Annotated in this window: 23 protein-coding genes and 1 pseudogene; 13 read left to right on the plus strand and 11 right to left on the minus strand. The window is 66.7% G+C overall.

Going from position 1 to position 18,194, the window contains the following annotated elements:
* Positions 1-2 precede the first annotated feature (2 nt).
* A complete protein-coding gene (locus tag APS40_RS02790; protein WP_055045608.1) occupies positions 3-830 on the plus strand; it encodes a metallophosphoesterase family protein in 828 nt (275 codons plus the stop codon).
* Positions 831-893: 63 nt separating this feature from the next.
* Here the strand turns inward: APS40_RS02790 and APS40_RS24745 are convergent, their stop codons facing one another.
* Positions 894-1,034, minus strand: coding sequence for a hypothetical protein (locus APS40_RS24745; RefSeq protein ID WP_156342808.1), 141 nt, complete (start codon positions 1,032-1,034; stop codon positions 894-896).
* Between the two features lie 135 nt (positions 1,035-1,169).
* The gene (locus tag APS40_RS24750; protein ID WP_156342809.1) at positions 1,170-1,358 is read right to left on the minus strand and encodes a hypothetical protein; all 189 of its coding nucleotides are present in this window, start codon (positions 1,356-1,358) and stop codon (positions 1,170-1,172) included.
* Between the two features lie 424 nt (positions 1,359-1,782).
* On the opposite strand from APS40_RS24750, the gene APS40_RS02795 reads away from it, so the two are divergent.
* The 6 genes from APS40_RS02795 (at position 1,783) to APS40_RS02820 (ending at position 3,614) form a co-directional block, all read left to right on the plus strand.
* On the plus strand, positions 1,783-1,986 hold the full coding sequence (locus APS40_RS02795) for a cold-shock protein (protein ID WP_055045609.1): 204 nt from the start codon (positions 1,783-1,785) through the stop codon (positions 1,984-1,986).
* Positions 1,987-2,048: 62 nt separating this feature from the next.
* On the plus strand, positions 2,049-2,303 hold the full coding sequence (locus APS40_RS02800) for a hypothetical protein (RefSeq protein ID WP_055045610.1): 255 nt from the start codon (positions 2,049-2,051) through the stop codon (positions 2,301-2,303).
* Positions 2,300-2,548, plus strand: a complete 249-nt coding sequence (locus tag APS40_RS02805; protein ID WP_055045611.1) for a hypothetical protein — start codon at positions 2,300-2,302, stop codon at positions 2,546-2,548. Before APS40_RS02800 ends, APS40_RS02805 begins: the two co-directional genes overlap by 4 nt.
* 67 nt (positions 2,549-2,615) lie before the next feature.
* On the plus strand, positions 2,616-2,864 hold the full coding sequence (gene rpsU / locus APS40_RS02810) for a 30S ribosomal protein S21 (RefSeq protein WP_055045612.1): 249 nt from the start codon (positions 2,616-2,618) through the stop codon (positions 2,862-2,864).
* 1 nt (position 2,865) lies between these two features.
* Positions 2,866-3,057, plus strand: a complete 192-nt coding sequence (locus APS40_RS02815; protein ID WP_055045613.1) for a hypothetical protein — start codon at positions 2,866-2,868, stop codon at positions 3,055-3,057.
* Positions 3,058-3,140: 83 nt separating this feature from the next.
* The gene (locus APS40_RS02820) at positions 3,141-3,614 is read left to right on the plus strand and encodes a DUF2934 domain-containing protein (protein WP_197279418.1); all 474 of its coding nucleotides are present in this window, start codon (positions 3,141-3,143) and stop codon (positions 3,612-3,614) included.
* A gap of 217 nt (positions 3,615-3,831) precedes the next feature.
* On the opposite strand, the gene APS40_RS02825 is transcribed toward APS40_RS02820, so the two are convergent.
* The 5 genes from APS40_RS02825 to APS40_RS02840 all read right to left on the minus strand — a co-directional run bounded on the left by APS40_RS02825 (position 3,832) and on the right by APS40_RS02840 (position 6,390).
* Positions 3,832-4,782: a DUF3618 domain-containing protein gene (locus APS40_RS02825; RefSeq protein WP_055045615.1), complete on the minus strand. Its 951-nt coding sequence runs from the start codon at positions 4,780-4,782 to the stop codon at positions 3,832-3,834.
* The gene (locus tag APS40_RS02830) at positions 4,782-5,171 is read right to left on the minus strand and encodes a phage holin family protein (protein WP_236884184.1); all 390 of its coding nucleotides are present in this window, start codon (positions 5,169-5,171) and stop codon (positions 4,782-4,784) included. Before APS40_RS02830 ends, APS40_RS02825 begins: the two co-directional genes overlap by 1 nt.
* A 13-nt stretch (positions 5,172-5,184) precedes the next feature.
* Positions 5,185-5,760, minus strand: coding sequence for a hypothetical protein (locus APS40_RS02835; RefSeq protein WP_156342810.1), 576 nt, complete (start codon positions 5,758-5,760; stop codon positions 5,185-5,187).
* A gap of 120 nt (positions 5,761-5,880) precedes the next feature.
* Positions 5,881-6,033, minus strand: a complete 153-nt coding sequence (locus APS40_RS24755) for a hypothetical protein (protein ID WP_156342811.1) — start codon at positions 6,031-6,033, stop codon at positions 5,881-5,883.
* 66 nt (positions 6,034-6,099) lie between these two features.
* Complete coding sequence (locus APS40_RS02840) at positions 6,100-6,390, minus strand: response regulator (RefSeq protein ID WP_236884185.1); 291 nt, start codon at positions 6,388-6,390, stop codon at positions 6,100-6,102.
* A gap of 181 nt (positions 6,391-6,571) precedes the next feature.
* Between APS40_RS02840 and APS40_RS02845 the strand changes: the two are divergent.
* From APS40_RS02845 to APS40_RS02870, 6 genes and pseudogenes are all read left to right on the plus strand, one after another.
* Positions 6,572-7,315: pseudogene (locus tag APS40_RS02845) on the plus strand (Crp/Fnr family transcriptional regulator).
* Positions 7,299-9,638, plus strand: a complete 2,340-nt coding sequence (locus APS40_RS02850; RefSeq protein ID WP_082434147.1) for a PAS domain-containing protein — start codon at positions 7,299-7,301, stop codon at positions 9,636-9,638. Before APS40_RS02845 ends, APS40_RS02850 begins: the two are co-directional and overlap by 17 nt.
* A gap of 186 nt (positions 9,639-9,824) precedes the next feature.
* The gene (locus tag APS40_RS02855; RefSeq protein WP_055045619.1) at positions 9,825-10,532 is read left to right on the plus strand and encodes a Crp/Fnr family transcriptional regulator; all 708 of its coding nucleotides are present in this window, start codon (positions 9,825-9,827) and stop codon (positions 10,530-10,532) included.
* A 131-nt stretch (positions 10,533-10,663) separates the two neighbouring features.
* Positions 10,664-11,155, plus strand: a complete 492-nt coding sequence (locus tag APS40_RS02860; RefSeq protein ID WP_055045620.1) for a YciE/YciF ferroxidase family protein — start codon at positions 10,664-10,666, stop codon at positions 11,153-11,155.
* Between the two features lie 79 nt (positions 11,156-11,234).
* Positions 11,235-11,603 (plus strand): DUF6766 family protein, encoded by a 369-nt coding sequence (locus tag APS40_RS02865; RefSeq protein WP_055045621.1) that lies wholly within the window; start codon positions 11,235-11,237, stop codon positions 11,601-11,603.
* A 2-nt stretch (positions 11,604-11,605) separates the two neighbouring features.
* Positions 11,606-13,399, plus strand: coding sequence for an alpha-amylase family glycosyl hydrolase (locus APS40_RS02870; protein WP_055045622.1), 1,794 nt, complete (start codon positions 11,606-11,608; stop codon positions 13,397-13,399).
* 6 nt (positions 13,400-13,405) lie between these two features.
* Here the strand turns inward: APS40_RS02870 and APS40_RS25150 are convergent, their stop codons facing one another.
* From APS40_RS25150 to APS40_RS02890, 4 genes are all read right to left on the minus strand, one after another.
* On the minus strand, positions 13,406-13,609 hold the full coding sequence (locus APS40_RS25150) for a DUF2934 domain-containing protein (RefSeq protein WP_055045623.1): 204 nt from the start codon (positions 13,607-13,609) through the stop codon (positions 13,406-13,408).
* 79 nt (positions 13,610-13,688) lie between these two features.
* Positions 13,689-14,825 (minus strand): glycosyltransferase, encoded by a 1,137-nt coding sequence (locus tag APS40_RS02880; RefSeq protein ID WP_055045624.1) that lies wholly within the window; start codon positions 14,823-14,825, stop codon positions 13,689-13,691.
* 4 nt (positions 14,826-14,829) lie between these two features.
* Positions 14,830-16,374: a GumC family protein gene (locus tag APS40_RS02885; protein ID WP_055045625.1), complete on the minus strand. Its 1,545-nt coding sequence runs from the start codon at positions 16,372-16,374 to the stop codon at positions 14,830-14,832.
* 366 nt (positions 16,375-16,740) lie between these two features.
* Positions 16,741-18,171, minus strand: a complete 1,431-nt coding sequence (locus tag APS40_RS02890) for a glucosamine inositolphosphorylceramide transferase family protein (protein WP_082434150.1) — start codon at positions 18,169-18,171, stop codon at positions 16,741-16,743.
* Between the last annotated feature and the right edge of the window lie 23 nt (positions 18,172-18,194).

Here is an 18,194-nt window from a genome sequence, read left to right on the forward strand (position 1 = left end):
CCATGCGCATCTGCCATCTTTCCGATCTCCATTTCGGGCACCATGACGAACGGTTGGCTGCCGGCCTCGCCGCCGACCTCGCGGCGCAGAGCCCGGACCTGGTGGTGGTCAGCGGCGACTTCACGCAAGTCGGTTCCGAGAGCGAGTTCCGTGCCGCCCGGGCTTTTCTCGATACGATCGAGGCGCCGGTGTTTGCCGTGCCCGGCAACCATGACGTGCCGGCGATGAACCTGATGCGTCGGTTTCTCGATCCCTATGGGCTCTATCGGCGCTACATCGATGCCGAGCTCGAGCCCTTCGTCGAGATCGGCGGGGTCGCCATTGCCGGGGTCAAGACCTCACGGCGACTGCGAGCCGGGCTGAACTGGGCGCATGGCGCAATCAATCGCCGCCAGCTGCGGACTTTGGAGCAGCGCTTCGCGAACGCCGCGCCGGACGCCCTGAGGATCGTCGTCGCCCACCACCCGCTGATGCAGCCCGAAGCCGCGGCCGAAAAGCCGATGCGGCTGGTGAAGCGGGCCGACCTCGCGCTGCGCACCTTTGCCGACCTGGGCGTGCGCCTGGTGCTGTCCGGTCATTTCCACCTCTCCTATGTGCGCAGGCACGAGCACCCCGGCAGCATCGGGCATGGTGCGCCGCACGGCCTGCGCCGCGCCGCGCATGCCCCGATCCTGGTGGCCCAGGCGTCCTCCACCATCTCGACGCGGCTGCGCGGTGAGCCCAATGGCTACAATCTGATCGACATCGAGGACGGAAGAATTTCAGTGACGGTGCGCGACTGGAGCAGCGACCGCTGGGTGACACGCGAAACCGCCTCCGGCCTCACCTGAAGCGGCCATGGCGAAGGGCAGAGCCTAGCCGGGCTGCGGCGCCGCGCGGCGCCACGGCCGACGTTACATCTGGCTCAGCGCAGCAAAAATAACCGCCGTCCACACCGCAGCTCCGAACGCGAAGCAGGCGATCCAGATCCAGCCCTTGGCGTTAAGCCCAAGGTGAACCCGCGGAAGTTCGCGATCTGTCGAAAGATCGACCATTTACAAGCTCGTCAACTCTAGTGGAGCTACAGGCTAGCAAAGGCAGCGTTCTGTCGGCGTTATTCAACTAAGCTTGAACCTAAGTCTAAGCAGCGGCGCTATGGCGGCAGCCGCCGGGCGGCGCACGGCGCAACGTCAGCTGGTTATGGTGAGCGCGACGCGGATGGCGATGCTCAACCCGAACAGCAGCAGGCCGAGATAACCGAGCAGCGGGTCGGCATCGGCGCGTCCGACCAGCGGCACTTCCCTGGGCAAACCGTATTTCACCATCACTGCGACGCCGATGATGTTCAACGCCACCAGAAGCCAAGGCACCCACTGCACGACGATTCCCCCTTGGCCCGGCGGGGCCGATGGACACTAGCCAGGGTCAGCGCGCAATTTGCAATATCCAGTGTTAACCGGAACAGCCCGGGCGAGCTGACTCTCGCGACGATACTGTGCGGCTAGTTCTGGAGAGAAGAACCGCGCTATCCGCCGTTGCGGCATCGTCGTGCAAAATCCATGATCGGTATGCCCGGAACGCCTGCCGCACCACGGCAAATTCTGCGGCATGGCAGAATTACCTTGTTATTGCGAGCGGATCGGCGCAGAGTGTGTAGCGCTTCGCTGACATCTCGCGACACCATCGGGCTTTGGCCCTGGCCTCCTTGATATTGTGAACGTTTAGGCCCGATTGGCATGTCGCCGTCGGGGACGGGCGGTCGCATGCGTTGCGTATCGCTGCAATTCAGGAAAGGCCCCAACCATGCAGGGCACCGTAAAGTTCTTCAACACCACCAAGGGTTTTGGTTTCATCCAGCCGGATGACGGCACCAAGGACGCCTTCGTGCATATCAGCGCCGTCGAGCGCGCCGGCCTCGGCAGCCTGCATGAAGGCCAGAAGCTGAGCTACGAGCTCGAGAGCGGTCGCGACGGCAAGGTTTCGGCGACCAACCTCGCAGCGCTCTGACGGGCGGCTTCGGCACCGGCAGATCGCGGGATCAAACGTTCAGCCTCCAAAGGAAGCGTGACATGTCACACCGCTATGCCGTGGGCCAGTTGCTCGATATGCGCTCGTCCCCGCACACCAACACCCGTCCGGCGGGCCCGTGTGAAGTGGTATTTCGGCTGCCGCATGATCACGGACCGGTGCTCTATCGGGTGCGACCGCTGAACGAGAAGATCGAGCGGGTCGTTGCCGAGGCGGATCTCTTCCCCAGTGACGCGACCAAGCCGCAGAGCGAGAATCGCCCTGCGGCATTCACTGTCGCCATCCACCGCAAATGACCGAGGCGGTCGACTATCTGGCGAGTGCCGAACTCTATGCGGTCGGCACCAGCCGCCTGCTCGGCGCCAGCCGCTACATGCGGTTCGCCTCGGTTGCAGAGGCTCTGCGCTACGCAGTGGAGCAGGTACCGGTCGAGCAGTTGCGGGCCCTCACCATCGAAGCGGGCGAGGCGCGCTACGATGGCAAGGCGATCCGCGCGCTGTACGATGCACCGGCCTACCCGCTGCAGCGCCCCCTCCCCTGATCGGGCGGCCATCGGTCGCCCTCTACCCGCCACCGCTCGAGGTGTGCGCCACTACGTTAGGAAGCTCATGCAAGTCATGGTTCGCGACAACAATGTCGACCAAGCCCTTCGCGTTCTGAAAAAACGCCTGCAACGCGAGGGTGTGTTCCGCGAAATGAAACTGCGGAAATACTACGAGAAGCCGTCCGAAGCACGGGTGCGCGAGAAAGCCGAGGCGGTTCGCCGCAGCCGCAAGGCGGCCCGCAAGCAAGCCATTCGCGAAGGACTGATCGCGGCCCCCAAACCACGGCCGGGAACTCCGGCACGGGGGCGGTGACGTGGAGGCCGGCAAGTCGACGCTGGAACGCGCGTTCGAACTGGCTCGCTCCGGCCGCTACACCACGCTGGTCGATCTGAAGCGGGCGGTGCTTGCCGAGGGATATGACCGCAAGCAGCTCGAAGGCGGCGCGCTGGGCCGCCAACTGACGACCGTGATCAGGGCGGCGACTGCGCCCCGCCAGATATCCTGAGCGTCGGGCCTGCCGCAGCGCCCCAGGCGAACCTTTCGCCATCAACGAACTTTTCCATGTTGGACACCACCATGGAGGAAACGATGACCTTTCCCGCCAATCCCGCTGAACGGCAACCCAAGGGCGACCATAATCGCCGCTTGTCGCTGGGGCTCGACCCCGAGAGTTTTGCTGCCGCGGCAGGCATTACGGTCGAGGAACTCAAGGACTACGAGAACACCTGGCCGGACCACGAGTTCAGCCCGATGGTGGCCGAGCGCGTCGGCGAAGCGCTCGAGCGGCTCGAGAACCAGCTCCCGAACTCGGAGGCGGCAGGCATCCGGCAGGTCCGCGAGGGCGATGCTGTCGACGGACCGGTGCTGCTGGCGCCCGAGCAGAGTTTCGAGCAGCAGGTACGCGACACCGCCTATTTCATGTGGGAGGCCGATGGCCGCCCGTCCGGCCGCGACGAGGAGTACTGGCACCGCGCCCGCGAAGCCTGCATGGGGCAGTTCAGGCTGGACGAGCAGTTCGAGGACGCGGTTTCGGAGGAAGATCAAGACCCGCGGCTGACGTAGCTCGACGTCTGAGCACGGCTCTCTCAGTGGTCCTCCCCCGTATCACGGGGAGAGGGCGCCGGAGCGGTGCAAGGGAGGCGGGACATGCGATGTTTGGGGCCGGCCCCTCCCAGCCTTGCTGGTCCCCTCTCCCCCGCCACGCGGGGGAGGACCACGGAGAGGACATGCGATCGTCCTCCCCCCAACTGGGGGGAGGACTCATGACTGTGGAAGAAGGCTAGTGCACGCCGCGCGGGGTCTCGCGCAGCTCGTCATAGAGCTGCGTCGCCCCTTCCTTGCCCTTCTCGTAGAGCTCTGCCGCCTTTTCCTTGCCCGCTTCATAGAGCTCGGATGCGGCACTCGCGGCTTGCTCCCTGGTCTTGTCGGCCATTTCGCCGAGCAGCTTGTCTTCCTCGCGAGTGTGCGGCAACACGCTCCCGAGCGCTGCACCGGCAGCGAAGGCCAGGGCCCCGGCGACCAGCGGCTGGCTTTCGAAGGCTGAGCCGACCATGCTGCCCGCCCGGTTGAGCTGGTGCTGCGTACCGCTCGCCAGGTGCCGGGCCTGCTGGCCGGCCTGGTCCAGCGCCGCGCCGATGCCGGCCTCGATGTCGTGCCAGCGGTGCGACGCCCAGCCTGCCGCCTCCTCCAGCCGGTTACCCGCTTCGTCCTGGAAGTCGCTTACCCGGTGGCCCGTCTCGTCGATGAAGCCGCCGAACTTGCGTCCCGCCTGGTCGACAAACGCCCCCAGCCGATGTCCAAGCGCGTTGGACTCGGCCTTGTAGCGCTTGCCGCCCGAATCCTCGAACTCGCTGTGCCACTTGCCGGCTTCGTCGGCCGCGAGGCTGATCCGCCGCATCCGCCCGCCGGTCACCGTGGCATAGGGATATTCCGGCTCGTAGCGCTGCGTCGGCCGCTGCTCCGGCTGGGCCAGCGGGTTGCTGCCGCGCCCCGACATCAGCCAGACCAGGCTGATGCCCAGTAGCGCCGCCGGCAGAGGGTTGCTGGTGACGGTCTGGCCGAGGCTGGCGGCGAAATGCTTGCCGCCATCCTTGGTGTAGCTCAGCACTTCATCGACCAGTTGTCCGGGCGAAAGACGCTCGCGGATCTCGCCGATGCGGCTTTCGACGCGGCGGCGCTGCTCTTCCACTTCCCGCTCGAGTTGGGCGGAATCCTTGCCGAAGCTGCTCATCAGAAGCTCTCCTTTACGACCTCGGCGTCACGCGCGAGGGAATTGGTGGTGCGGTTGAGATTGAGACGCGAGGCCTTCCAGGCCTCGAGGCTCTTCGAGATGAAGCTCCAGGCGATGCCGCCGACGACGAGGGCCACCGCTATCGCGGCAACGAAATCGGCGGCCGTTTCGGACATGCCCAGAGCCATCAGCAGCCATGAAAGCCCGGTCACCAGGGCCGCGAGGAAGACCCCGATGGCGCCGATGGCGAGCACCGCGCCGATGGCGAGACCTTTGGACGCCGCCAGCGCATCGTCGAGCTTTTCGCTCGCTTCGGCCTTGGCCAGTTGCACCTCCTTGCGGAACAGCCCGGAGATGTCGCCGGCAAGCGAGCCGAGGAGGTCCGTCAAGCTGTGCGGCTGCTCAAATCCGGACATCGCTACCTCCCGTGCCGCCGCTCACGCTGGCATAGGGGCTGGGTTCCACCGATGTGGTATCGGCGGCGATAGTGCTGCGCGGCGACCGGCTAGCGCTCGCCGAGACAAAGCGGCTGGCGGCAAAGCCGAGCAGCGCGGCCAGACCGAGAAACGCCGCGGGCTGCTTGCGGCCGAAATCCTGGGCAATGGCAAGGATGTCGTCGACGCTGTTGTCGTTGAGCGTACTGGTGAGCCGCTGCGCGCCATCGGCCATCATCCGCACATAGCGCGCACTGGCTTCGTTATTGCCCGAAAGCTCTTCAGCCACGCGGTTGAGGGCTTGAGAAACTCCGCTGACCTGGCTCGCCAGCAATTCCTTCTGCTCGTCCGCCAGGCCTTTGGCCTTGTCGGCCAGCTCGCCGATCTGCGCCTGCGCCTCCTGGCCCAGCGCGGCGGCTTGCTGGCTGACTTCTTCACCGAGCCCGGCGAGGTCAGTCCGGGCAGTATCGGCGAGGCCGCTGCCATCGCCCGTGCCCTCCGCCTGGCCGGAGGCGTTGTTCTGGAATGTATCGGAAGCGCTCATCGTGAAATGCTCCATCAAGAGAGTTCGACAGGGCCAGCGGACAGCGTCCGGGGCCGGCTCACGAACTCAATGTCGCTGTTAAAGCGCGGTTCCGCCGGGCCGCGAGAAAACGCCCGTCGATCAGGCCGGCGGGGAGGCCAGCAGGGCCGCGACCAGGGAGACGCCGACGATGCCGATGGCGATGAGCGCCGCCATGACCACCCACCAGATCAGCGCCTGCACGATACCGTGCCGCTGCAACTCGGCTTCTGCACGTGTGTGCTCATTGGGCATGATGGTGCCTCCGGTGCAGCCAAGGCTGCACCCGCCCGCACGGGCTCGCATTAACATTGGGCAGTGTCAGGCGCGGCGGTCGGAACCGGAGAGGCTCTCCAGCAGCCGCGCGGCGTCGAACGGCTTCTGCCAGCGCGGCCGGTCGGCATGACGCGGCGGAATGACGCCCTGGTCGTAGCCGGTGGCGAACACGAATGGCAGGCCGCGCGCCGCCAGAGCGTCGGCGACGGCAAAGCTGATGCCGCCCTTGAGGTTGATATCGAGGATGGCGAGGTCGGGGGTGCCGCCGTCAAGCAGGCCCAGCGCCGCCTCGGCATTCGAGGCCGGCCCGATCACCACCGCGCCAAGCGCGGTCAACGCCTACACGAAGTCGGCGGCGAGGAAGTACTCGTCTTCGACGATGAGGATTCGCTGCCCTGCAAGATTGCTCATGACACCCTTCATCTCGGATACGTGAAGGCGGCAACTGCCCGCTGCACTAACATAGGTTGGTATGCAGCGAGCTGCGATAGGCCTAACGTGCGGGTTGGAGGAAGCGTTGCCCAACCCGCTCATTGAAAAGCTCGGTCACTTCGTCAAGCTTGCCTCACCCGACGAGGTCATGCTCCGCCGCATCAGCGGCGACCGGGTCCGGCACTACGGCGCCCGCGAGGATATTGTCCGTGAAGGCGACAAGCCTTAATACATCAACCTGATCCTGTCGGGCTGGGCCTGTCGCTACAAGGTGCTGGAGGATGGACGTCGGCAGGTCATCGCCTTCTTCCTGCCCGGCGACCTCTGCGACCTCAACATTTTCGTGCTGCGCCAGATGGATCATTCGATCGGCTCCATCACCGGCGTATCGGTGTCGGAAATCTCGCGCCATGGCTTTGACGAGCTGATGCTGGCGCATCCGCGCGTCACCCAGGCGCTGTGGTGGGAAGGCCTCGTGGCGATGGCGACGCAGCGCGAATGGGCGGTCAACCTCGGCCAGCGCGACGCTACCGAGCGGATCGCGCATCTGTTCTGCGAGCTGTTCATTCGTCTGAAGACAGTGGGCCTGACGCGCGGCCTGAGCTTCGACATGCCGCTCACCCAATCCGAACTCGGGGAAGCGACCGGGCTGTCGGCAGTGCATGTCAACCGCACCCTGCAGGAACTAAGGGCCCTCGGGCTGATTGTGCTCAAGGATCGCACGCTGACGATTTCCAGCTTCGAGGCGCTGGCGCGCACCGCCCTGTTCACCGCCAACTATCTGCACCTCGAGCGCGAGGGAAGGCACCTCGATGCCAATGACCCGTGACGAGGAGCTGCAGGCCACCATCGACGCGCTACGCGCCAGCGAGGCGAGATATCGCTCGCTGTTTCAATCGGTCGATAGCGGCTACTGCCTCGTGGAGGTCATCTTCGACGCCCGTCGCCGCCCGGTGGACTACATCTTTGTCGAGGTCAATCCGGCCTTCCTGAAGCTGACCGGGGTTGGCGATGTCGCCGGCCAGTCGGCCCGCTCCGCCATGCCGGGGCAGGCGCCATTGTGGCTGGAGAGCTATGGGCAGGTGGCGAACACCCGCAAGCCCGAGCGGTTCGAGCATCGCGTCGACGCCCTTGATCGCTGGTACGTTGTGTCGGTCTTCCCGGTCGGTGCACCCGGGGAGAACCAGGCAGCGGCGGTGCTTGAGGATATCACCGCACGCAAGCTGGCCGAACGGCGACAGCTCGATAGCGACGACGATCAGGCCTTCCTCCTCGAACTCAGCGACACGCTACGCCCGCTCGACGACCCTGCTTCGGTCCGGCAACAGGCCTGCCGGTTGCTGGGCGAACACCTGAAGGCCGATCGGGCCTATTTCGTCGACTACGAAGTGGAGAAAGGCTTCGGCGTCGTCGTCGACGACTACTCGGCCCAAGGCGTGCCGAGCGTTGCCGGCCGCTATCCCTACGAGGCATTCAGCACGACCTATGATCGCATCGCCAGCGGCCGGACCTGGGTGGTGCGGAACGCCGCCCTCGACACCGAGATCGCTGCCGCGGAGCGCGATTTCTTTCTTTCCAGGCAGGTGGTGGCCTGGATCGACGTACCGCTGGTCAAATCCGGGCGGTTGCTGGCGATCTTCTGCGTCGTCCAGACGCAGCCGAAAGCTTGGACCGACCGCGAGATCGACCTGGTCGAACAGACAGCCGAGCGGCTCTGGGCGGCGGTGGCCCGTGCCCGGGCCGAAGCGGGCCTGCGCGAGAGCGAGGAGCGGCTCAGGATCGCCCTCGAGGCCGGACGCATGGGCACCTATCGGCTCGACCTCGCCACCGGCGAGCAACAATGGAGCGACGGGCAGTACGAAATTTTTGGCCTGACCAAGGGTGTGGACATCCCGAGCCGCGAGCTGTTCATGTCGCTGGTGCATCCCGACGACCACCATCGGGTGGCCTTCAGTCCCGAGGACATCCGCACCCCCGGCACGTACCTCGACAGCGAATTCCGGATCACCCGGCCCGATGGCGAGCAGCGCTGGATCGTTGCCCACGCCCTCGCCGTGTTCGGCCCCGATGGCCGGCCGGCCCAGCTGATCGGCGTCAACCAGGATGTCACCGAGCAGCGCAGGCTCCTTGCGGCCATGCATTCGAGCGAAGAGCAACTCAACCAGTTCAGCGAGGCAAGCTCGGACATCCTGTGGATCCGGCGCGCCTCCGACTACCAGTGGGAATATCTGAGCCCGGCCTTCCACCGCATCTACGGCATCTCGCGGCTGGATGCGCTGCGCGGCGACAACTACCGCTCCTGGATCGATCTGATCGTGCCCGAGGATCGCCCCAGGGCCCTTGCCAGCATCGAGCGGGTAATGAATGGCGAGCGGGTGGCATTCGAGTATCGTGTGTGCCGCCCCGAGGACGGCGAAATCCGCTGGCTGCGCAACACCGATTTTCCGATCCGCGACGAGACCGGCACGGTGGTGCGGATCGGCGGCATCGGCCATGACATCACCCCGATGAAGCTGGCCGAGGAGCACCAGCGCCTGCTGCTGCACGAGCTGCAGCACCGGGTGCGCAACACCCTCGCGGTGATCCGCTCGATCACCCGCCGCACCGCCGCCACGACCGAGAGCAAGGATGAGTTCTTCATGCACCTCGATGGCCGGATCGACTCCTTCGCCCGGGCCCAGGCGGCAGTGACGCGCGACCCAACCGGCGGCGTCGACCTCGCCTTTCTGGTGGCCGAGGAGCTGCGCGTCGTCGGCGCGCAGGAAGGCCAGGCGCTGACCATCGACGGCCCGCCGGTGGCGCTGCGCTCCAAGGCTGCCGAGACCATCGGGCTCGCCATTCACGAACTCACCACCAACGCCATGAAGCACGGCGCCCTGGCCTGGCCGCAGGGCCGGATCGAGGTGAGGTGGCTGCTGCGCGACGGCGAGCTGCAGTTGGACTGGATCGAAACCGGCCTCAAGAACCTGCCGCCCAAGCCGGCGCGCAGCGGCTTCGGCACTGAAATCCTCAAGCAGACGCTGACCTATGAGTTCGGGGCCAGCTCGACGCTGGACTATCGCCCCAGCGGGCTCAACTGTCGCATCGTGCTGCCGCTGAGCCAGACGGTGGAGACCCGCTCGCAGGGGGTCGGCCAGCACGGGCACATGTGAGAAAACTCCGTGCCTTAGCTTTTGTTAATGGGGGCAATCGGGACTGAGGCTAGTGCTTTGACCAGCGCAAGCAACGACGGAACCCATGCCCGATTTCGGTACCAGCCGACGCCCTTCTACCGGCCGCCGCCTCTCCTGCGGTCCGTCGCTTCCGCGTATCGTGCAACCTGATGCGTCAGCTGCCTCATGGACCTGACGCGGTTTTCGTCTTTTGCCGCGCTGGAGCCGGACGACCTCAGGAGCCTCGAGCTGATCAGCGGCCCGCCGAGGACCGTGCGGCGCGGCGCCTATCTGCGGCATGAAGGGGCTCCGGACCCCGAGGTCTATCGCCTGCGCTCGGGCTGGCTCGCCTGCAGCCTGTCGACGGCCGAGGGCGGCCGCCAGATCACCCGGTTCCATGTCGCCGGCGATCTCGTCGGACTGCCGAGCTTTGCCGGGCACTCCGCCGCCGAGACCGTTCAGGCGCTGACCGAAGTCGAGATCGAGACCATTCCGCTGCAGGCCTTCGGCCGGGCCTTCCGCGAATACCCGCGGCTGGCCGCCCTGCTCTTCCTGTGGGCGCAGGAAGACAGCGTGCAGCTGATGAACCTGCTCGCCCTGGTAGGCCGCATGCCGGGGCATCGCCGGGTCGCGGCGCTGATCCTCATCCTGCATCGCCGGCTGCGGCTCAACGACCCCGACCAGGGGCTGAGCTTCAATGCGCCGCTGACCCAGCAGGATGTGGCCGATGCTACCGGAATGAGCATCGTCCATGCCAATCGCACGCTCCGGGCGCTGCGCAGCCGCGGCATCGCCACCTGGCAGGATGGGCTGGTCACCATCCACGATGCGGCAAAGCTGGCCCAGTTGGTCAACCTGCCGTCATCTCCGATGCGCAGCCTGCACTGGCTTTAGGGGGCAAACAGCGGGGTAGCGACTACAAGCGACCGGTCGCTACTCGCCATCCGCTTTCCCCGCAGGGGAACCACTCCGCCTCAACGAAATTCTCCGAACAGCGTCACCCCATTGCCCAACGGAGAATCATCATGGCCACTGAGAAGACCCTGGACGACCTGTTCCTCGACACTCTCAAGGACATCTACTACGCCGAAAAGCAGATCCTCAAAGCCCTGCCCAAGATGGCCAGGGCCGCGCAGTCGCCCGAACTCAAGGCCGGCTTCGAGCAGCACCTCGAGGAAACCGAGGGCCATGTCGAGCGGCTCGAACAGGTGTTCGAACTGATCGGCAAGCCGGCGCGCGGCAAGACCTGCGAGGCGATCCTCGGCATTATCGAGGAAGGCAAATCCATCATGGACGAGTTCAAGGGCACCCCGGCGCTCGATGCCGGGCTCGTCTCGGCCGCGCAGGCAGTCGAGCACTATGAGATTGCCCGCTACGGCACGCTCAAGACCTGGGCCGGCCAGATGGCCCTCAAGGACGCGGTATCGCTGCTCGACGCCACGCTCAAAGAGGAAGTCGCCACCGACGAGAAACTCTCCAAGGTCGCGATCTCCCAGGTCAACCTCAAGGCCGCCTGACCTCAGGCGTCGATCCCCGTCGTACGGCGACGGGGATCGCTCTCATTCACCCAACCATGACCGGAGGAAAAGAGCACCCATGTCGGTGTTCAGGAAGTTTGGTTTTGCCTGGGTCACCCTGGGCTTTCTGCTGATCAGCCTCGTGGGCCACTGGGTGTTCGGCTGGTTTGCCTATGTCGACGAGCAGACCATGCACCATGCCCCCATCGAAGTCCGCGGCTACCTCGTCGAACTGCTGCGCCAGACGTTCGAGAACTGGCAGTCGGAGTTCCTGCAGCTGCTCTGGCAGGTCGTCGGCCTGACGATCCTGCTCTATGTCGGCTCGCCCCAATCCAAAGACAGCGAGGACCGATCGGAAGCCAAGCTCGACGCGATCCTGCGCCGGGTCGACCCCGAAGGCGCCGAGAAGATTCTCTCCGAGCTCTCCCAGAGGTACCCCGAGAAATGACCATGGAACTCGACCGCGAGGCAGCGGAGCCGGCGGCCGGAACCGCTCGTTTCGGCCCAGTCCTCACCGAGCGCGGCGCCACTTTCAGGCTGTGGGCCCCCGGCCGCCAGAGCATCGAGCTGCGGATCGAGGGTCGCGATCCAATGGTGGCCCAAGGCTCCAAGGATGGGCTGTTCAGCTTCGAGGTGGAAGGCGCGGGACCTGGCACGCGCTACCTGTTCCACTCCGGCGGCCTCAGCTTTCCCGATCCCGCATCGCGCCAGCAACTGGCCGACACCAGCGGCTGGAGCGTAGTAGCGGCACCATTGCCCGGTCCGACCCAGCGCACGCTAGTTCGTCCATGGCACGAGAGCGTTATTGCCGAAGTGCATGTCGGCGCCGCCACGCCCGAGGGCACGTTCAGCGCGCTCGCCGGCCGGCTCGAACATTTTCGCGATGCCGGATATACCTGCCTCGAGATCATGCCGGTCAATGCGTTTCCCGGGCAGCGCGGCTGGGGATACGACGGCACGCTGATCTTCGCCCCGGCCCCCGCCTACGGCACCCCCCAGGAGCTGCGCGCCCTGGTCGATCGTGCGCACGAGCTCGGCCTCACCATGATCCTCGACGTGGTCTACAACCACTTCGGCGAGACCGATAACTACATCCCGCACTATGCGCCCAGCTTCTTCCGCGACGACATTCGCACACCCTGGGGACCGGGCATCAACTTCGACGAACCGATGGTCCGCCAGTTCTACTATGAGAACGCCATGATGTGGCTGAGCGCGTGCGATTTCGACGGACTGCGCTTTGACAGCATCCACGAGATCCGGACCGACAGCCGCGCGCGCTTTCTCGGCGAGCTGGCCGCTGCGGCCCGGTCGGTCAAGCCCGATGCCGCGCTGATCGTCGAGAATGTTCGCAACAATTTCGAGCTCCTGGAGCGCGACGACGGCAACCGGCCGATGCAGTATTCGGCGCAATGGAACGACGACATGCACCACGTGCTGGCCTTCCTCGTCACCGGCGAGGGGGCGCGGACCGGCTATGACGATCCCGACAAGGATCCTTATGCCGACCTCGAGAAGGCGCTGGCCGACGGCTTCGTGCATGACCCGTCGGAAGGTGATGGCAGCGACGGCCGTACGCGCGGCGGCGACGGCGCCAAGCTCCCGCCCGACAGCTTCATCACCTACCTGCAGAACCATGACCAGTTGGGCAACCGTTCGGACGCCAAGCGACTGTCGCTGCGCATCAGCCCAGAACAGCTCGACTTCGCGCATTTCGTTAAATTCCTCGCCCCGCAGATCCCGCTCTGCTTCATGGGCGACGAGGCCAATCTCGAGACCGGCTTTCCCTACTTCGTCGACCTCCCCGAGGCGGCCGGCAGGGCCAAGGCCGCGGAGCGCTACCGCCAGATGGAGGAAATGTTCCACGACGACGTCGAGCCCGGCGGCTTGCCCGATCCCAACGATCCGGCAACCTTCGAAATGGCCAGGCTGCGCTGGGATGACTATCAGAAGCCGGAGCACCGGGCCGCGCTCGAGCGCTTCCGCACGCTGGCGCGCTGGCGGCGCGAAAAGCTCTGGCCGTTGGCCGCGACGCCGTGCCTCGACGCCCGCACGGCTCGGCAGGGCGACTGCCTGATCGTCAACTGGGTCTTTGAAGCCGGCACGCTTCGGATGGCGCTCAATCCCACCCCTTCCGCCTGCCTCATCGACTGCGTCGTCGGCCCGGCTCCCGTGGCGAGCGGCAGCTTCTCCCAACAGGACCGGCAGTTGCGGCTGGAACCCTGGTCGGCAGTGGCCTGGTAGCGGCGCTCAGTCGTTGGCGGGCTTTGGCGGCGGCGCCTCGGCGCCGCCATGCGTCCTGTCGCGCGCCGCGAGCTGCGCCTCGAGCGCCCGGAACCAGTATTCCTTCTCGCTGCCGAACGGTCGGCCGTCCTGCTCCCACAGCAGATAGGCCGCCTGCCGCACATTCTGCTCGAAGTCGAGGTCCACGAATTTGTCGGTGTCCTGGTACATGTCGCGCTCCTTTCGAGGGGAACGCTTATCCGGCGGGAGCGATCCATCGATCGTGCAAGGGCCGGCATGATCACCCGTCCTAGCGCAGCAGCGCCTCGTATCGGTCCCCGATCCGCTCCACCTCGAACTCCGCCGCCCGTTCCGCCAGCAACGCCGGATCGGTCGGCGCATCGAGCATCGCCGCCATCGCCCCGGCCAGCGCTTCGGCATCGCGGACCGGCACCAGGGTTCCGTATTTCCCGTCGGCAAGGATTTCGCGTGGGCCGTGCGGGGCATCGGTGGAGACCACCGGAACCCCGGCCGCCATGGCCTCGATCAGCACATTGCCGAACCCCTCGCTGGTGGAGCTGAGGGCGAACAGATCGGCAGCGGCGTAGCACGCGGCCGGATCGTTCACGTAGCCGGCGAACAACACCCGCGAAGCGATTCCAAGCGCTCGGCTTTCCGCTTCGAGCTCGGCGCGCAGCGGGCCCTCGCCGAACAGCACCAGGCGGGCCGGCCGCGAGCTGAGCAGCCTGGCGAAGGCGCTGAGCAACGTCGCGTGGTCCTTGACCGCCACCAGCCTGCCGGCCGTGGCGATCACCGGCCCCTCGCCCAGCGCCGCCAGTTCCCCCTGCCAGGGGTAGCGCGGCGCTGACCCTGGAGAGACGGGGTCTCGCCCTCGAGAGACATCCCCGGGGGGCAGCGGGTTGTTGATCACCACCACCTTGTCATCGGGGACGCCGCGCGCCGCGATGTCGCGCCCGACCCCCGCCGACACGGCAATCGCCTTGCGCACCCGCGCGGCGACCAGCCCAGACAGCAGCACCGCCAGCTTCGAGCCGAAATCATTCGAGGGGATCGACGCCGCGGCATGAAAGCTCGGAAAGAACCAGGCGCGGCTGAAGCCGAGGGTGAGCGCCAGGGCGGTGATCAGGTTGGCGAATTCGGGCGCGCTGAACACCGCATCGGGCTTGAGCCGCCGGTAGAACCCGGCGCTGCGCAGCAGCCCACCCAGCGTCGCCGGCTTGCCGAAGCCGTCGCCGCGGATCGCGATGCCGAGATCGACCAGGTGCACCGCGTCGGAGCGGAGCGCCGCATTGGGCCCCTCGCCGTTCCAGGTGAACAGCGTTACCTCGTGGCCGCGGCGCGCCATCTCGTTGGCCATCAGCACGAACACGCGTTCGGCGCCGCCGCCCCTGAGGCTCGGGACGTGGAAGACGATGCGCTTGCGCATCGGCTCAGGCGGTGGCTGAAGCGGTCCGCCGCCGTGGCGACTGCCGCATGTCGCGGATCATGCCGAACAGCACTGCCAGCAGCATGCCGGCAACGAACCCGGCCACAGCCCCTGCCCCCAGCATCACCACGGTGCGCGGCGGCCAGGCGCGGGCCGCCGGCGGCACGGCGGTGGAGATCACCCGCACATTGGTGGTGTCGAGCTGCTCGCGCTCGGTCACCTGCCGGGCCCGGCTGAGGAAGGCCTCGTAGATGGTGGATTTCGAGGTGGCGTCGCGCTCCAGTTCGCGCAGCGTCACCAGCGCTTCGTTGTCGCCGAAGACGTTGCTCTTCAATTCCTCCGCCCGGGCGGACAGCGCCGCGGCGGCGGTCTTGGCTTCCTCGAGCGACACTTTGGCGGCAGCGACGATCCGTCCGATCTCGGCTTCGAGCTGCGCATTGACGGCGGCAAGCTCGGTATTGAGCCTGACGATGGTGGGGTGGCGCGGGCCATAGACCATCGACTGCGCATCGAGCTGCTGCTTGAGCGCCCCGGCGCTGGCCCGCAACGCGGTGAGCGCTGCCGAACCCTGCGTGTCGGCGGTATTGGCGTTGCGGCCCGCGGCGACCAGCTCGTCATAGCTCGACTGCGCCGCGATGACGCGCGACTGCGCCTCGACCACCTGCTGGTTGAGCTGGGCCATGGTCTGGGTGTTGACCAGCTCGCCCGAGCTGGTGGCGAGGTTGTGCTCGCGCTTATAGGCCTCGACCTTCTCCTCCGCCTGCTTCACCGCGGTCTTCAGCTCATCGAGCCGGTCGTTGAGCGCCGCCGCGGTGCGGCCTGCCCCATCGGCTTCCGCCGTCGCCAGCTCGGCCTTGAAGGCATCGACCATGGCCGACGAGATCATGATCGACTTGTCGGGCGTTTCCGACGAGACGCGCAGCGTCGCGACGAACGATTTCTCGTCGGCACTGGTGCTGACCCGGGCGCTGAGCGCCGACAGCGCCGCGAGCCTGGGGTCGGCGGGTTTCTCGTCCTTGCTCGCACCCAGCAGGCCCGAGAGCAGCCCGGGGCTCGGGTTCGGGTTGTAGAATTCCTTGTCGGCAACGAGGTTGAGCTTGTCGACCACACGCGACAGCACGTTGCCGGAAGTCAGCACGCGCAGCTTGCTGCCCGCGGTCAGCAGCGCATTGTCGACCTGGCCCGGCTGCTGGAACAGATCGTCGCTCACCACCTGCAGGTTCGCCGGATCGATCAGGATATCGGTGGCGACGGTATATTTGGGCGGGCTCAGCACCGCATAGGCGCCGCCGGCCGCGGCGCCGAGGCCGGCCAGCGCCACCGAAGCGAGGAGCCCCCTCCTCAGCCATACGAACAGCCGACCCAGGTCGAGCTCGAGGAAATCGCCGATCTTGCCCAGCGTCACGGTCTCCACCGGCTCGGGCTGCTGCCGCGGCGCCTGCGGCGCCGGCGCGACCTCGTCATTGGCAGGCCGGCCACCCAGCCGTGCAAAGGCGCGCGCCCCGGAAGTGGCGCTCTGCGGATGCGGCCCGTCGGTCAGCAGGGACATCGTGTTACCATCTCGTTTCGAAAGTGGTCTGGCGTTAGCGCTTTATATACCGGTGCTCGAAGCGCGCTCGCGGAATGGCCTTTCTTGGTAAATCCGTACCGGAAACCACGTGGAGGCGTTATCGCACCATGATTGCGTCGGGCACCTCTTGCCTTCTCCCCTTGTGGGAGAAGGTGGCGCGCAGCGCCGGATGAGGGGTCCGCGCAACGAAGTGTAGCGCGCTCGGAGCGTCAGCGACGAGCGATCCCGTACGCGGAGAGAACCCCTCATCCGCCCTTCGGGCACCTTCTCCCACAAGGGGAGAAGGCAACCCAACTACTGTCAGTGCTCTCTTTACGATTGCCCCCCATGAGGGAGGCAAGAAGCTCACCCGCAGCTATCCACCACTTCCAGCCGGCCTGCGCGGCTGAGCGTATGGATCCCCCTGCCGCCCCAGGCCGCGCCCGACGTCACCGGCCTTACCGGTCCGAACCGCACCTCGTCGTCGTTCAGCACCTCGAGCTCGGCAATGCCGAGGCCGCCGCCATAGGTCTCGGTGCCATCCTGCAGCGGCAGGAAGGCGCGCCCGTCGGCAGCCACGATGAATGGCCCGCCGGGGCGGGCGGCGCGCCGATCGACGAGGATCGGGTTCATCGCATGCGGCGTCCACGGACCGGCCAGCGCCTGCGCCGAATAGACCACCATGGTGTCCGACGCGCTGCCGGCGCCCCGCTGCTCGGTACCGATCAGCCAGAAGCGATCATCGCGGATGAGCAGCGTCATGTCGTTGAGCTTCCTATCGGCGACCAGCACCGCCTCGCGCACCCAGTTATGCGGGAACTGCTCGGCCCGATACAGCACCAGCTCGTTGCCACCGCTCGACTCCGGGATCATGTAGACCTCGCCGTCATGCGCGAAGACCTGCGGGTAGCTCAGGTGGTGCGCCTCCTCGAGCACCACGCGCGGCGCCTCCATGCTGCCGTCGGCCCGGCACTCGGCGACCGAGAGGACGCCGCGACCGAGCGCATAGGCGTATTCCTCGACGAACAGGTAGAGCCGGTCCTGCCACTCGAACGCGAACGGGTCGGCATAGAAGCGCTGCCCGTCATCGACGAGCTCGACGAAAGGGGGCTCGGCCAGCCCCTGCCCTTCGGCCAGGCCCGGCCCCGCGATCAGCCGATGCGCCGTCCGCCAGTAGAACGGACGGCTGCCGCTCAGCCGCCCCAGGGCCCGTCGCGCGAGCCCGGCCGCGAGGTGCGGCAGGTAGCGCCACAGCAGGTCGCGTCCCTGCTGCTGCGGCGCCGGCGGCACTGGGGCCGCCATCGGCAGGAGCCGGCCCGCGGCGAAGCGCGTGACGCACATTTCGATCAGCGTCACCGCCCCGGCCAGCAGGTCCGAGCCGGCCCGGCTCAGCCAGACGCGGTCGCCGATCATCGGTCGCGCCGTGGCGACGGCCACGCCATTGAGCCGCGCCGTCAGCTCGGGCCGCATGCCCCCCGCCAGCATGGCGGCGAGGCCGGCCTCGAGCCCGCGCTGGCCATCGAAATCCACCGTCAGCACCGGCGCATGGCCATGCGCGGTGCAGCCGGTGAGATCGATGGTGAGGTCGGGGTTCGCCTGGCCGGCAATGGCCGGCAGCGGCGGCGCGGGCCGGAGCAGCGAGCCCGGCGCCCGCGCGCCCTCGAGTTTTTCGAGCAGTGCCAGTGGCCCCGGTCGTTGGCCCGCCCCGGCGACCTGCCGGACGGCGATCCGGTGCCCGGCGGCAACCAGCCGCTCAAATAATTCCGCCTGCCAGGCATAAGCGCCGACAGTTTCCACAATGATTAAAATTGTAATCAAAT

This window comes from Devosia sp. A16, assembly GCF_001402915.1.
GTDB lineage: Bacteria > Pseudomonadota > Alphaproteobacteria > Rhizobiales > Devosiaceae > Devosia_A.

Bases quoted from the DNA above. Each gene is read 5' to 3' on its own strand.
- APS40_RS02800 (WP_055045610.1), top strand. From the start codon at position 2,049: ATGTCACACCGCTATGCCGTGGGCCAGTTGCTCGATATGCGCTCGTCC.
- APS40_RS25150 (WP_055045623.1), bottom strand. From the start codon at position 13,609: ATGTACCAGGACACCGACAAATTCGTGGACCTCGACTTCGAGCAGAAT.
- APS40_RS02880 (WP_055045624.1), bottom strand. From the start codon at position 14,825: ATGCGCAAGCGCATCGTCTTCCACGTCCCGAGCCTCAGGGGCGGCGGC.
- APS40_RS02885 (WP_055045625.1), bottom strand. From the start codon at position 16,374: ATGTCCCTGCTGACCGACGGGCCGCATCCGCAGAGCGCCACTTCCGGG.
- APS40_RS02870 (WP_055045622.1), top strand. From the start codon at position 11,606: ATGGAACTCGACCGCGAGGCAGCGGAGCCGGCGGCCGGAACCGCTCGT.
- APS40_RS24755 (WP_156342811.1), bottom strand. From the start codon at position 6,033: ATGCCCAATGAGCACACACGTGCAGAAGCCGAGTTGCAGCGGCACGGT.
- APS40_RS02835 (WP_156342810.1), bottom strand. From the start codon at position 5,760: ATGAGCGCTTCCGATACATTCCAGAACAACGCCTCCGGCCAGGCGGAG.
- APS40_RS02850 (WP_082434147.1), top strand. From the start codon at position 7,299: ATGCCAATGACCCGTGACGAGGAGCTGCAGGCCACCATCGACGCGCTA.
- APS40_RS02795 (WP_055045609.1), top strand. From the start codon at position 1,783: ATGCAGGGCACCGTAAAGTTCTTCAACACCACCAAGGGTTTTGGTTTC.
- APS40_RS02865 (WP_055045621.1), top strand. From the start codon at position 11,235: ATGTCGGTGTTCAGGAAGTTTGGTTTTGCCTGGGTCACCCTGGGCTTT.
- APS40_RS24745 (WP_156342808.1), bottom strand. From the start codon at position 1,034: ATGGTCGATCTTTCGACAGATCGCGAACTTCCGCGGGTTCACCTTGGG.
- APS40_RS02790 (WP_055045608.1), top strand. From the start codon at position 3: ATGCGCATCTGCCATCTTTCCGATCTCCATTTCGGGCACCATGACGAA.
- APS40_RS02820 (WP_197279418.1), top strand. From the start codon at position 3,141: ATGACCTTTCCCGCCAATCCCGCTGAACGGCAACCCAAGGGCGACCAT.
- APS40_RS02855 (WP_055045619.1), top strand. From the start codon at position 9,825: ATGGACCTGACGCGGTTTTCGTCTTTTGCCGCGCTGGAGCCGGACGAC.
- APS40_RS02860 (WP_055045620.1), top strand. From the start codon at position 10,664: ATGGCCACTGAGAAGACCCTGGACGACCTGTTCCTCGACACTCTCAAG.
- APS40_RS02805 (WP_055045611.1), top strand. From the start codon at position 2,300: ATGACCGAGGCGGTCGACTATCTGGCGAGTGCCGAACTCTATGCGGTC.
- APS40_RS02825 (WP_055045615.1), bottom strand. From the start codon at position 4,782: ATGAGCAGCTTCGGCAAGGATTCCGCCCAACTCGAGCGGGAAGTGGAA.
- rpsU (WP_055045612.1), top strand. From the start codon at position 2,616: ATGCAAGTCATGGTTCGCGACAACAATGTCGACCAAGCCCTTCGCGTT.